The 13,459-nt window shown below is 44.3% G+C and carries 13 protein-coding genes and 1 riboswitch; of the genes, 8 read left to right on the top strand and 5 right to left on the bottom strand.

Annotation, left to right across the window (positions count from 1 at the left end; all coding sequences use genetic code 11):
• Window positions 1-13 precede the first annotated feature (13 nt).
• Window positions 14-373, top strand: coding sequence for a bifunctional dihydroneopterin aldolase/7,8-dihydroneopterin epimerase (gene folB, locus M5X66_RS14460; RefSeq protein ID WP_154599822.1), 360 nt, complete (start codon window positions 14-16; stop codon window positions 371-373).
• A gap of 56 nt (window positions 374-429) precedes the next feature.
• Here the strand turns inward: folB and M5X66_RS14455 are convergent, their stop codons facing one another.
• Together M5X66_RS14455 and M5X66_RS14450 are read right to left on the bottom strand one after the other, a co-directional pair.
• Complete coding sequence (locus M5X66_RS14455; protein ID WP_036956258.1) at window positions 430-1,665, bottom strand: multifunctional CCA addition/repair protein; 1,236 nt, start codon at window positions 1,663-1,665, stop codon at window positions 430-432.
• Window positions 1,666-1,675: 10 nt separating this feature from the next.
• A complete protein-coding gene (locus tag M5X66_RS14450) occupies window positions 1,676-2,287 on the bottom strand; it encodes a TIGR04211 family SH3 domain-containing protein (RefSeq protein WP_036956260.1) in 612 nt (203 codons plus the stop codon).
• Between the two features lie 280 nt (window positions 2,288-2,567).
• On the opposite strand from M5X66_RS14450, the gene M5X66_RS14445 reads away from it, so the two are divergent.
• The 5 genes from M5X66_RS14445 to M5X66_RS14425 all read left to right on the top strand — a co-directional run bounded on the left by M5X66_RS14445 (window position 2,568) and on the right by M5X66_RS14425 (window position 8,718).
• Window positions 2,568-3,530: a CYTH domain-containing protein gene (locus tag M5X66_RS14445; protein WP_154609927.1), complete on the top strand. Its 963-nt coding sequence runs from the start codon at window positions 2,568-2,570 to the stop codon at window positions 3,528-3,530.
• Between the two features lie 11 nt (window positions 3,531-3,541).
• Window positions 3,542-6,385, top strand: coding sequence for a bifunctional [glutamate--ammonia ligase]-adenylyl-L-tyrosine phosphorylase/[glutamate--ammonia-ligase] adenylyltransferase (gene glnE / locus M5X66_RS14440; RefSeq protein ID WP_036956263.1), 2,844 nt, complete (start codon window positions 3,542-3,544; stop codon window positions 6,383-6,385).
• Between the two features lie 95 nt (window positions 6,386-6,480).
• A complete protein-coding gene (gene hldE, locus M5X66_RS14435; RefSeq protein WP_036956264.1) occupies window positions 6,481-7,908 on the top strand; it encodes a bifunctional D-glycero-beta-D-manno-heptose-7-phosphate kinase/D-glycero-beta-D-manno-heptose 1-phosphate adenylyltransferase HldE in 1,428 nt (475 codons plus the stop codon).
• A gap of 185 nt (window positions 7,909-8,093) precedes the next feature.
• The gene (locus M5X66_RS14430) at window positions 8,094-8,372 is read left to right on the top strand and encodes a type II toxin-antitoxin system HicA family toxin (RefSeq protein WP_036956265.1); all 279 of its coding nucleotides are present in this window, start codon (window positions 8,094-8,096) and stop codon (window positions 8,370-8,372) included.
• Entirely contained in the window at window positions 8,365-8,718 is a 354-nt protein-coding gene (locus tag M5X66_RS14425) for a type II toxin-antitoxin system HicB family antitoxin (protein WP_036956266.1), read from the top strand. Before M5X66_RS14430 ends, M5X66_RS14425 begins: the two co-directional genes overlap by 8 nt.
• A gap of 68 nt (window positions 8,719-8,786) precedes the next feature.
• Here the strand turns inward: M5X66_RS14425 and ubiK are convergent, their stop codons facing one another.
• Window positions 8,787-9,065: a ubiquinone biosynthesis accessory factor UbiK gene (gene ubiK / locus M5X66_RS14420; RefSeq protein WP_006662951.1), complete on the bottom strand. Its 279-nt coding sequence runs from the start codon at window positions 9,063-9,065 to the stop codon at window positions 8,787-8,789.
• Window positions 9,066-9,290: 225 nt separating this feature from the next.
• A riboswitch (FMN riboswitch) is annotated at window positions 9,291-9,458 on the top strand.
• 154 nt (window positions 9,459-9,612) lie between these two features.
• Between ubiK and ribB the strand changes: the two genes are divergently transcribed.
• Window positions 9,613-10,266 carry a 3,4-dihydroxy-2-butanone-4-phosphate synthase gene (gene ribB / locus M5X66_RS14415; RefSeq protein ID WP_036956267.1) on the top strand — a complete coding sequence of 218 codons (654 nt, stop codon included), beginning with the start codon at window positions 9,613-9,615 and terminating at the stop codon, window positions 10,264-10,266.
• Between the two features lie 170 nt (window positions 10,267-10,436).
• Entirely contained in the window at window positions 10,437-11,240 is an 804-nt protein-coding gene (gene ygiD, locus M5X66_RS14410; protein WP_108478471.1) for a 4,5-DOPA dioxygenase extradiol, read from the top strand.
• A 127-nt stretch (window positions 11,241-11,367) separates the two neighbouring features.
• Here the strand turns inward: ygiD and M5X66_RS14405 are convergent, their stop codons facing one another.
• Window positions 11,368-12,528 carry a glutathionylspermidine synthase family protein gene (locus tag M5X66_RS14405; protein ID WP_270103676.1) on the bottom strand — a complete coding sequence of 387 codons (1,161 nt, stop codon included), beginning with the start codon at window positions 12,526-12,528 and terminating at the stop codon, window positions 11,368-11,370.
• Window positions 12,529-12,534: 6 nt separating this feature from the next.
• A complete protein-coding gene (locus tag M5X66_RS14400) occupies window positions 12,535-13,242 on the bottom strand; it encodes a DUF1190 family protein (RefSeq protein ID WP_036956270.1) in 708 nt (235 codons plus the stop codon).
• Between the last annotated feature and the right edge of the window lie 217 nt (window positions 13,243-13,459).

Here is a 13,459-nt window from a genome sequence, read left to right as displayed (position 1 = left end):
AGAAAATGACGTGATGGATATCGTATTTATTGAACAATTATCAGTCATCACCACTATTGGTGTATATGACTGGGAACAAGATATTGAACAAAAACTTTTGCTCGATATCGAAATGGGATGGGACAATAAACAGGCCGCGATGAGCGATAATGTTGAATTATGTTTGAATTATGCCGATGTCAGCGAACGCGTTGTTAGCTATTTAGAACAGAACAAGTTTGGATTAGTAGAACGGGTTGCGGAAGAGGTTGCTCAACTTCTACTGAATGAATTTTTAACGCCTTGGGTACGTATCCGAGTGTCTAAGCCAGGGGCTGTAGCTCGTGCTGCTAATATGGGCGTGTTGATTGAACGTGGTACGAAAACCAGCTAATGGGGATTGCCTCGTGAATGTTGGCGGTCTATGTGCCGCCAATATTTTCAGCTATTTTAAATCATCACTTTTTGTATTTTTAGCCACTCTTCAACAGCTTGAACACGCTGTTTAGTTAGTTCCTCTCGGATTTGTGCGCCTTGGAAGCCCTGCTCGATAATCGATTTTACGGCAACCGCTTTGGCTATCTCGTAGGATTGGCGTAAAAATATTCCTTGAGGATAGGCTTGGTTTTCTAACCCGCCGCGACCTCTGGCATCAGCTTCACTCACTAAACTAAGCTGAAAAATACGCTCAGGTTTACGCCAGCTATCTAATCCATCAAAGATCCCCACAATATCGGCAGCGTTGAGCTTGTTAATCACATGGATCATATCGTGATATTTTGCAGCAAGGCAGGCGAGATCTTTGGTGCTGGTTGGGATCCTGTATCGCTCGCATAAATCGATGATCAGGGGGATCCCTGCTTCCCCATGCTGTGGATGACTCGGCCAGACCGCTTTTGGCGTAAGACCTTTACCTAAGTCATGACATAACGCAGCAAAACGCACATCAATATCTTTCGATAATGTTGCCACCACGCGCATTACCATCAAAATATGGATCCCAGTGTCCACTTCTGGATGCCATTTCTCCGGAGCTGGTACGCCGAAGAGGTTATCAATTTCAGGAAATAGGACGGCAAGTGCGTCGCATTCACGTAAAACTTCAAAGTAAACTTGCGGTGAATTGGACATCAATGCTTTGTGCGTTTCTGTCCAGACACGCTCAGGGGTGAGATGGGATAGCTCTCCCGATTCCGACATGGATTGCATCAACGCCATAGTTTCTGGGGCAATTCGAAAGCCTTGTTCATAATAGCGAGCGGCAAAACGTGCCACACGCAATACGCGCAACGGATCTTCCAAAAAAGCATCAGAGACATGGCGCAGAACGCGATTTTTGAGATCTCGCACACCATGATGAGGGTCGACCAGCTCCCCCGTATCACTTTGTGCGATGGCGTTGATGGTCAAATCTCGGCGCAGTAAGTCATCCTCGATGGTGACGTCTGGCGCGCTATAACAGCTAAATCCTGTATAGCCAGAACCGATTTTTCGTTCAGTTCTGGCAAGGGCATACTCTTCGTGAGTCTTTGGATGTAAAAAGACAGGGAAATCTTTGCCTACCTGTTGAAAGCCTTGGGCTAGCATCGCCTCTGGCGTGGTACCCACCACCACATAATCTCTATCCGAGATGGGTAATCCAAGTAATTTGTCACGTACCGCTCCACCGACGAGATAGACTTTCATTTAGGCTCTCTTACATCCAACCATCATTACGTTTTTTACGGCGTGGAATAATGTGAGGCAGAAGTAACCCTAAAATTAATCCAGCACCCGCCACACCACCACCATACATAAACCACTGTAAAATTAACTCACGACGGCGATCATCCAGATTCACTTCAGCAATGTCTAACTTTTTACCCGCTTTGATAAGCTCGTTTTTCAGTTTTTCATTTTCTGCTTTAAGTTGACGCACTTCGCTATCATTATCAGCCACTTTTTGCTGCATGTCCGCGGTGCGGGTATTCCAAGTATTATCAATGTTATCTAACTGTTGACGAAGCTTTTGATTTTCAGCTTCTAACTGTGGAATTCGACTTTTCATACTTGGGATGTCGCTGAGCTGATCCGTTGGTAACCAAACGGTGCGACCTTTGCCATCTTTAATCTGAGCAAATTTATTATCCACTGAAATCAGTTCAACGGATTCACCTGCGTTTAGAGAGCCAACAATGCGGTAGTTGGTACCCGGACCACTACGGACATAAGTCGATAAATCTTCAGAAACGTAGCGTGTTTCAGCGTTTGCTGTGATTGAAAGGCCTAACCCCATGATTGAAACAAGTAAAAGTGGAATTTTTCGCATAGTGTTTTTATCTTTTCACGGTGAATGAGTGTCTTATTAATTAAATACTAATAAGTAAAGCCTATTGGTGCAAACGTTAAAGCATAGAGTTGTGTAAATGTTGAATGAGAATGAGAACCTTCCTAAGTCACTGGATAATACAATTTTTAAGCATTTTATTGAAACAACCCTCTAAGGGAATTTATGTTTGTAGAATTTTTGGTTTCCGTGCGGTTTCTTTTCTCTGCTCTCAGGGATTGGGGTAATATGGATGGAGTAAAATTATTAAATAAGGAAATGTATGAACCACATAGAAGTTGAACTCAAGTTAGCGGCTCAGAGTTCTGCTATTGATGCTGTTCGCGAGTGTATTTCGACGCTTTCACCGCAACATTCAGCCCCTCGCAAGCTGACTAATATCTATTTTGATACGGCACAAAGACAGCTACGCCAATGGGATATGGGATTGCGCATTCGGGGCTGTGATGGTCGTTATGAGATGACGATGAAAACGGCTGGGCAAGTGATTAGCGGATTACACCAGCGTCCAGAGTTCAACGTGGAAATTGATTCCCCTGAAATCAATCTCGCGGCATTTCCAGCAGAAATCTGGCCAGAAGGAACGGATATTGCTCAACTCGAGGATGAGTTGGAAGTTTTGTTTAGCACCAATTTCACTCGTGAAACATGGTTGGTGAAATTCGAAGATAGTGAAATTGAAATTGTCTTCGACCAAGGGGAAGTCTCTGCAGGTGCGAAAGATTTACCGATTCAAGAATTTGAACTGGAACTAAAACAAGGCTTTGTGGCGGATGTACTGAATTTAGCGAAGAAATTCGCAGATATCGATGGCCTGAATCTATCCTCCCTGAGTAAAGCGGCGCGAGGCTACTCATTATTGGCGAATGAGCCAGTACCTTTAGTCCGTCCTGAGTCTGTGTTTGATTATGAAGAACAACCTATTGAAAAATCACTATTGCACATGCAGCAACTTTGCCAGCAGCATGAACAGTATTGGCTAGCGGATGGTGAACACGCGCGTCATGGGCTCAGTGAATTCTTACGCTTTGTTCAGGCTTTCTTAGTGCATTATCAAAACTCTGCACCGCATTTTGTTCATGATCTCCCTCTGGAACAATTACGTTTGGATGTGACTGACGAGACGGTCAGCGCAGAAGGTTTTTGTTACAGTAGTCAATGGCTAAAATGCAAACTAGCCTTTATTCAGTGGTTAACCGCCTTAACATATACCGATGTCGAATAGGTACTGAATCTATGCCGCTTTCTTCCAAGCTTTTGCAGAACCAACACCAACGTATTATTCAGCAGTTTACGGAGCAATCTTCTGAGTTGCTTCCGTTAAATGAATCAGAACTGAATTTCCTGTCATTCAGTGATTTTGCGTTGAAACAGGTTCTCACCCATTCCCGATTTTTACAGCATATTCGAACACTGCCGCCAGTAGGCGATGAATGGGCTCGCTATGGGGAATGGCTGGAAGAAGCGCTAGCATCGGTGACGGATGAAGACTATTTGATGCAAGTTTTACGCACTTTTCGTCATCATATGTTAGTGCGTATCGCTTGGATGCAAACCTTAGAATTATGTACTCAGCGCGATACCATTGTGCAACTGAGCGAATTGGCTGAGGTATTGATTGTTGCGGCGCGAGACTGGCTATACAAAACCTATTGCCTCTTGTGGGGAACGCCGTGTGATCGTGCGGGAAATCCGCAGCCACTATTAGTACTTGGAATGGGGAAACTGGGTGGTAGAGAATTAAATTTTTCTTCTGATATCGACCTGATTTTTGCTTATCCCGAAAATGGGGTTACTCAAGGCGGACGTAAAGAGCTGGATAACGCGCAGTTTTTTACGCGCTTAGGTCAGAAGCTTATCCGCGTTCTTGACCAAGTCACCATTCACGGTTTCGTGTATCGCGTTGATATGCGTTTACGTCCATTTGGCGATAGCGGTCCATTGGTCTTCAGTTTTTCTGCTTTGGAAGATTACTACCAAGAACAAGGGCGTGACTGGGAACGCTATGCTATGGTCAAAGCCCGTATCATGGGGCCTGACAGCGTCCACTATGCGGATACGTTGCGTAAATTATTGCGCCCGTTTGTCTACCGTCGCTATATTGATTTCAGCGTCATCCAATCCCTACGTAATATGAAAAACATGATTGAGCGGGAAGTCCGCCGCCGCGGATTGGTCAACAACATCAAATTAGGCGCAGGAGGCATTCGTGAAATTGAGTTTATCTCCCAAGTTTTTCAGTTGATCCGAGGTGGGCGAGAACCTGCATTACAGTCACAATCTTTATTTACGGCATTGCAAGGCATTGAAGAACTTGCATTATTACCTGCGCAGCAAGTCACTCAACTGCAAGACAGCTATATCTTCCTGCGTCGGTTAGAGAATTTACTGCAAAGTATCGATGACCAACAAACCCAAACATTACCCGATGATGCTTTAAACCAGGCGCGTTTAGCGTGGGGGATGGGGTTTGCAAACTGGGCTGATTTTTATCAGCAACTGAGTACGAAAATGGCCACGGTACACCAAATCTTCGCAGAACAAATTGGTAGCGATGATGAGGAAGACCAAGTAGAAGAGTGCCATGAAGCATATATTACGCTCTGGCAAAGCGAGCTTTCCAAAGAGGAGCTGGCAAGTTATTTACCGTCAAAAGATGAACTCGTCGCAGAAAAAATGATCCACGGAATTAACCTATTCCGCCATGATCTTAATAAGCGCACTATCGGTCCTCGTGGACGTGATGTTCTTGATGAATTAATGCCAAAATTGTTGGCTAAAGTGGGTGAGCGCGAAGATGCAGGGAGAGTGATTGAGCGCATCACGCCATTACTGCTGAGCATTGTTAGCCGAACAACTTATTTAGAGCTTATGCTCGAATTTGACGAAGTGCTGACCCACGTTATTCGTTTGTGTGCGGCTTCACCAATGATTGCCGAGCAGTTAGCCCGCCATCCACTTTTGTTGGATGAATTACTCGACCCGCAATCCTTGTATCAGCCATTACCGCTCACCGCTTACCGTGATGAATTACGCCAATATTTAATGCGTGTACCTGAAGATGACGAAGAGCAGCTATTAGAAGCACTCCGCCAATTTAAACAGGCACAATTATTACGCATTGCCGCGGAGGATATCTCTGGGGTACTCCCTGTGATGAAAGTGAGTGACCACTTAACGTATTTGGCTGAAGCGATTATTGATGCGGTGGTACGCCAAGCATGGCAAATGATGGTCAAGCGTTATGGTGAGCCAGATCACTTAGCGCAGTTTGATGAAAAACAGTACGGATTTGCGGTACTGGGTTATGGAAAATTAGGCGGCTGGGAGTTGGGTTATAGCTCAGATTTGGATTTGGTTTTTCTGTTTGACTGCCCGATGAATGCGGTGACAACAGGGGATCGTTCCATCGAGGCTCGCCAATTTTATCTGCGTGTTGCGCAGCGTATTATTCATCTTTTTAGCACCCGCACGGCTTCGGGGGTATTGTACGAAGTGGATGCGCGCCTAAGACCTTCTGGTGAATCGGGCATGTTGGTCAGCACAATTCAATCTTTCGATGACTACCAAAAAAATGATGCGTGGACATGGGAACACCAAGCGCTGATCCGTGCTCGTATGGTATTTGGTGATAATTCTCTACAACAAAAATTCACGCAAATTCGTCATGAAACCTTATGTTTGCCGAGAGAGCCAGATGTGCTGCGTGAGCAGGTGCGGGATATGCGCCTGAAAATGCATCGGCATTTGGGAAGCCATCAGGAAAACGAGTTTGATTTAAAAGCGGATCCGGGCGGGATCACTGACATTGAATTTATTGCTCAATACTTAGTGCTGCGTTTTGCTATTGATAACCCAGCGCTGACTCGCTGGTCTGATAATGTGCGTATTTTTGAGTTAATGGCACAGTATGATTTTATGCCAGAAGAAGAGGCGTATGGCTTAACGCAGGCGTATGTCACGATGCGTAACGAGCTACACCATTTAGCGCTACAATCTTTACCGAGTCGGGTAGATAGCCAGCAATTTGCGAATCAACGAGCTTTGGTGCTTGCCTGCTGGAAAAAATGGCTTGAGTAATTGATTAGCTAGCAAATTATTTAGGCGATATCGCGCAGTATGCTAGTATTAGCGGCAATTAATTTCAGATTTTCTTTTCATAACTGGAGTGCGGGATGAAAGTAACCCTTCCTGATTATAAGCAAGCAGGTGTATTGGTTGTTGGTGATGTCATGTTAGATCGCTACTGGCATGGACCTACGAATCGCATTTCACCTGAAGCGCCGGTTCCGGTTGTTAAAGTGACCATGGTGGAAGAGCGCCCAGGTGGCGCTGCAAACGTGGCAATGAACATTGCATCACTCGGTGCAAATTCTCGCTTAGTGGGTTTAACAGGGATTGATGATGCGGCAAAAGCGCTGACCGAGAACCTGAATGGCGTGAATGTGCGCTGTGATTTTGTAGCAATTCCAACGCATCCAACCATTACTAAGTTACGTGTTTTATCCCGTAACCAGCAGCTGATCCGCCTCGACTTTGAAGAAGGGTTCGAAAATGTGGATGCACAGCCAATGTTAGAGCGCATCGAACAAGCTCTGCCACATATTGGCGCGTTGGTGCTGTCTGACTATGCGAAAGGTGCATTAACCGAAGTTGAGAAGATGATTGCGCTGGCGAATAAAGCAGGCGTGCCTGTTCTTATCGACCCGAAAGGCAACAACTTCGAACGTTATCGCGGAGCAACCCTGTTAACGCCAAATATGTCTGAATTTGAAGCGATAGTGGGTCGCTGCAAGGATAATAAAGATGTTGAAGAAAAAGGGATGCAGCTTCTTGAGTCTTTAGAGTTATCAGCACTGTTGATTACTCGCTCAGAGCAAGGGATGAGCTTGATCCGCCGCAATGAGGCACCTCTACATTTACCGACTGAAGCACAGGAAGTCTTTGATGTGACAGGGGCTGGCGATACGGTCATTGGCGTATTGGCGGCATCAATTGCATCAGGTCGTCCATTGCATGAAGCTTGTGCATTAGCGAATGCAGCGGCGGGTGTTGTGGTTGGTAAATTAGGGACTTCAACGGTTTCCCCTATTGAATTAGAAAATGCGATCCGTGGTCGCGCAGAGAATGGTTTCGGCGTAATGACCGAAAGCCAGCTTAAGCAAGCCGTAGCCGATGCGCGTGCTCGCGGTGAGCGCGTAGTGATGACCAATGGCTGTTTCGATATTCTGCATGCAGGACATGTTTCCTATTTGGCAAATGCACGTAAATTGGGTGATCGCCTGATTGTTGCGGTAAACAGTGATGCATCGACCCGTCGCTTGAAAGGGGAAACTCGCCCAGTTAATCCATTAGACCAGCGTATGATTGTGTTGGGCGCATTAGGTGCCGTGGATTGGGTTGTGCCATTCGAGGAAGATACACCTCAGCGTTTGATCTCCGAAATTCTGCCTGACATTTTAGTAAAAGGTGGTGATTATCAGCCAGATGAGATTGCCGGTAGTAAGGAAGTGTGGGCTGCTGGTGGGCAAGTGATGGTTCTGAATTTCGAAGATGGTATTTCAACCACTAATATCATCAAAAATATTATGAAAACCAAATAATTAAACATTATTTGGTGTCAGTGAATTAGCCTAGCTTTTTGTTTGCATTTAAATGCGTACAGAAGTTAGGCTTTTTTGTTTGTGATAGTTTTTCTTAAATGTTAGCTTATTGTGACGTCAATAATTGACGTCACTCTATCATCATTTATTCTATAACCACTAGATTGGATGTCATAGGATAGATGATGATAAAAATGATGGAACTGTCTTCTAAGCACCGTAAGACAATGGTGGATATACTCACTATACCGCCAAAATCTGGAATTAAATGGGATGATGTCTTAAGCCTAATTTGTAATTTAGGTGGAAAAGTTAAAAATGGTAATGGTTCACGGCGAAAATTTATTTTGTTCGGCTCTTTGTTTCAGACGCATGAACCCCATCCAGGTAATGTAATGGATAAAGGTGCTATTAGTGGCTTACGTGAATGGTTTGAGAATGTAATTGGAGTGAAATATGATTAAAGGAAGCAATGTCATGATAATCGACGGGCATCCGGCGTCTGTCGCTTATGAATCTGAAATTAAAGCATTTAGAGGTAAGTTTTTAGATGTAACAGGCTATTGTGATTTTGTCTCAGATAGTATCGAGGGATTAATACAAGAAGCGAAAATTTCACTGGGGGAATATGTACTGACTTGTCAGGAAGAGGGAATTAAACCCTTTAAAGACCAAGAGACGATTAGGTCTTTTACTTTGCGATATCCCAGCCATTTGGAGCCACGTCTAGATGCAATAGCAACCGCTAATAATTTATCTAAAAATCAATATATTGTTCAATTATTAGAACGTGAGCTTATTTCGAAGTAAAAAGGTATTTGCAAGGTAAACGTGCCCTGAAATTTAATTAAAACATTCAGGGCACTGTAATTTTTGAATCAATCTTCTTGTTTTTCTTCAATCACTTTTTCATCTGAAAAACGGGCTTCAAGTGCGCTAACGCGCTGCTCCATTTTCATCAGTTTTTCGCGAGTGCGCAGTAAAACTTGTGTTTGAATATCAAACTCTTCTCGGCTGACTAAATCTAATTTACCAAGCTGAGATTGCAGCAGTGAACGAAGCTTTTTATCAAAGTCTTCACCTAAGTCACGCACGCCTTTTGGTAATGCACCTTGAATTTGGCGGGCAACTTGTTCAATTTTTTTCGGATCGAGCATTCGCGGGTCCTTCAGTTTCAATATAACATCAGCTTTAAGATAGCGTCAGTTTCACAATAAATAATGTGGGGTAGTGTAATACCTGCGGCGTTATGAATAAACCACCTTCTTCTATTATTATGGAAACACACTGCTTCATCTTGTTTTTATTGGCGAAAAGTGTGAGTAAGTTTCCAGTTTATCGTTTGTTCGTTGCACCATTGAATTATTGGAGTTATATTGATTGCGTAATCTCAGGGCGGGGTGAAAGTCCCCACCGGCGGTAACATGCATCGCGCATGAAGCCCGCGAGCGCTTTGTTATCTTTGGCATTATTGTCATGGATAGGAAAGGTCAGCAGATCCAGTGTGAATCTGGAGCCGACGGTTATAGTCCGGATGGGAGAGAATCACTGTATCTGCATGTTTGTACCTATTGGGTGCAACATTGTTCTACATATTGAATGGCGAAACGGCTGTGAAGTCGTTATGTTTATTCATTTCTCGTACTCCTAAGACTGCCCTGGTTCTGGTAACTCAAATATTGTTAATTTAAGAAGGTTTTTACCATGAATCAGACGCTACTTTCCGAATTCGGTAATCCAACCGAGCGTGTTGAAAATGCAATTGAAGCCCTGCGCCAAGGCAAAGGTATCTTAGTTCTCGATGATGAAGATCGTGAGAATGAAGGTGACTTAGTGTTTGCAGCAGAAACCATGACCACCGAGCAAATGGCAATGACCATTCGCTATAGCAGCGGCATTGTGTGCCTGTGTATTACGGAAGAACGCCGTAAGCAGCTTGATATTCCGATGATGGTGGAGAAAAACACCAGCCAAAACCAAACCGGTTTTACGGTCACTATCGAAGCGGCAAAAGGCGTAACAACAGGCGTTTCTGCGGCTGACCGTATCACAACGATTAAAACCGCAATTGCGGATAACGCGGTACCTGCGGACATTAACCGTCCAGGTCACGTATTCCCTCTGCGCGCTCGTGAGGGTGGGGTATTAACTCGCCGTGGTCATACTGAAGCGACAATCGACTTAGCTGTACTGGCAGGTTTCAAACCCGCTGGAGTACTGTGTGAGTTAACCAACGATGATGGCAGCATGGCGCGTGCGCCAGATGTGGTGAAGTTTGCTCGTGAGCACAACATGACCGTTGTGACTATCGAAGACTTAGTGAACTACCGCCTTCAGTTGGAAAAAAAAGCCAGCTAATTTGCTAGGTTTTTAAAACGTTTTGCTTATAGAGTCATCGGCCACAAAGTTGCACACCTTTGTGGCCTCTTCAAATTTTTTGATGATCATTCTCATAATTCTCCCACTGTGTTTTTTCTAAAAAAGGGTATGCTGATACTCATTATCCTTTTTGTGGAATTGAGGTCATCATGTCGACAAATAACCAACACTTAACCCATCGAATGCCTGCGGTATTTATCGGTCATGGTAGTCCGATGAACGCGATTAACCATAATTCATACACTGAAGCATGGGAAAAACTGGGCAAAACCTTGCCTAGACCGCGTGCGATTTTGGTGATCTCAGCACACTGGTATACCCGTGGAACGGCGATCACCGCGATGGTTAAACCGAAAACTATCCATGATTTTGGTGGTTTCCCTGAAGCTTTATACCAAATAGAGTATCCAGCACCAGGCTCTCCAGAACTGGCTAAACAGGTGGCTGAATTACTGTCTCCAGAACCAATTTATCAAGATAAAGAGGAGTGGGGGCTTGATCACGGTACATGGGAAATTTTAGTCCGTATGTATCCTCAAGCGGATATCCCCGTTATTCAGCTCAGTATTGATGGGTCGAAACCGGCGGCTTGGCATTATGAGCTGGGGAAAAAGCTGGCGACATTACGAAATGAAGGGGTATTGATTATGGGCAGCGGTAACGTGGTTCATAATTTAAGAGCGATGGATTGGCAAAATGCTAATGCAGCACCTTATCCTTGGGCAACCTCTTTTGAGCAGTTCGTGTATGACAATTTACGCAGTCACGAGCAGCCGCATCCGCTTACAAAAGGGTTAGATCGTGAAGATGGTAAATTATCGAATCCATCTCCGGAACACTTTTTACCTATTTTACCTATTTTAGGAACTTGGGATGGTGAAGAAGGGATAACTACGCCTGTGGAAGGCATTGTTTCTGCCTCGCTGAGTATGTTGTCAGTGCAAATTGGCTAATATTTTCGAATCGATTAATGCTTTAAAGTTGGTTAATACTGAGTATAAAAAATAAGAAAGCGGCACGAAATAGCTCGTTGCCGCTTTCTTTTTATCAGATACCCTATTTTTATCAAACTACGAAATATTAGTCGATAATGATATGTGGGTAGAAACGTGATAAATCCTGAGTAATCAGTTCTTTATCTTCGCGAATACAGATGCCCGCAGGTTGGTCGTTAACTAACCAGCTGCCCACTAATGTATAGCTGCCTTCAAATTTTGGCAGTGAGTGGAATTGCTGGATAATCATCCCTTCTTCACCATAAGGACCATCTGCAGAAGCGATTTCTCTACCATTTTCGATGACGCGAATATTCGCACCTTCACGAGAAAATAGCGGTTTAATCACATAGCTTTCAAGCTCTGGTTTGTTACCATCCGCAAAGTAGGCTGGTAACAAGTTTGGATGATCAGGGAACATTTCCCATAACATTGGCAGCAACGCTTTGTTGGAAATAATACTTTTCCATGCTGGCTCTAACCAACGTACACCCGCATCTTGCAGCTTGGTTGAGAAGATTTCTCTGAGCATAAATTCCCATGGATACAGTTTGAACAGGTTACTAATTACCTGATCTTGTGTATCGGTGAATTCACCTTTTTCACCCAGCCCGATTTCATCTATATACAGGAATTCGGTCGCTACGCCAGCTTCATTCGCACAGTCTTGCAGATATTGGACTGTGCCACGATCTTCTTCGGTATCTTGGCAGCAAGCCATATGTAGCAAGCGGAAACCATATTGATCTTTCAGCTCACCAAAACGCTCAATCAGCTGCTCTTGGATGCTGTTAAACTGGTCAGCATTTTCTGGCAGTTTTCCAGCTTCGATTTGGTCTTCTAACCAAATCCATTGGAAGAACGCTGACTCATACAGTGATGTTGGTGTATCCGCATTATTTTCCAGTAGCTTAGGTGGATTTACGCCATCGTAAGCTAAGTCTAGGCGGGAATATAATGAAGGCTGCTCACTTTTCCACGAACTACGGACAAATTCCCAACAGTGTTTAGGAATTTGGAAGCGAGCGAGTAATTCGTCGCTTTCAACAACGCGCTCAACCACTTTTAAACACATTTGGTGAATTTCAGCGGTAGCTTCTTCAATTTCTTCAACTTGCGCTAGCGTGAATTGGTAATAGGCATCTTCAGACCAGTACGGTTCGCCATACATAGTGTGGAAGTGAAAACCAAACTCATCCGCTTTTTCGCGCCAGTTAGGACGCTCTACAATAGGAACACGTTTCATTACTTATCAACCACCCATTGAACGGGAAGAGGATGAGCTGGATTTCGCGGACGAAGATGAGCGTTGCGCTGTCGCTTGTTTGTTGACTGTGTCACCGAAGCCGCCACGAGTAATAGTAGAGGTGGTGGCAGGTTTTGGTGCCATCGCAGTTTTTGGTACGCTCATTGAACGACCCCCGGCAACGGCTGGACCATAACTTTTACCCGTTGCATCAACAAATTTACCATTTGCTGGGCTTGCTGGGTTTTTAGAGCTAAACAGCGGTTGAGATGGTGCGCTACCGCCCATCATACGACCCATCATGTAGCCCATCATTAATGGCATCCACATGCTGCCACTGCTTTGTGATTGAGCAGCTGGCTCGCCGGCTGCTGGTGTGCTTGTACCTGCGATACCTGCTTGAGCTGGAGCCTGAGTACACATTGCTTCACCAAATTCCGCTACGCAATCTTCTTGAGTTGCGTATTTTGGCGCTGTTTTAGCAGCTTCATTCAATGCGTTGTTATACGCAAGGGTGCATTGTTCTGCTTGAGATGGATTTGCTTGGCTACAGTCTTGAGCGTTAGTGTACAGAGACACAGTTTCATCGCTCTCTTCACACGCAGAGAGCATAAATACAGCACTGACCGCTACAGCGACAGGGGCTAAACGGTATGAGCGCCAAGACTTACGGAAGGCGTTCTGATTAATATTTTTGGTACGCTTCATGGTCATGGTAATTACCTTGAATAAATAATAAGTAAGAGGTTCGAGATGTTGCCCTTAGAATAGGGGATATAGGATAAAAATTAAAGTACAAATGCTGCACAAATAATGGGAAATGATGGAATTAGCGAAATTGATTCCATTTTTGCATGTTGTTGGTGAAATCTAATGCCGAGTAATTCCTATTTTTCTTTGATATCAATAAATTAATTATGACGATTTTTTG

Source organism: Providencia sp. PROV188, assembly GCF_027595165.1.
Classification (GTDB): domain Bacteria; phylum Pseudomonadota; class Gammaproteobacteria; order Enterobacterales; family Enterobacteriaceae; genus Providencia; species Providencia lanzhouensis.
This window is presented reverse-complemented; position numbering and strand designations above follow the sequence as displayed.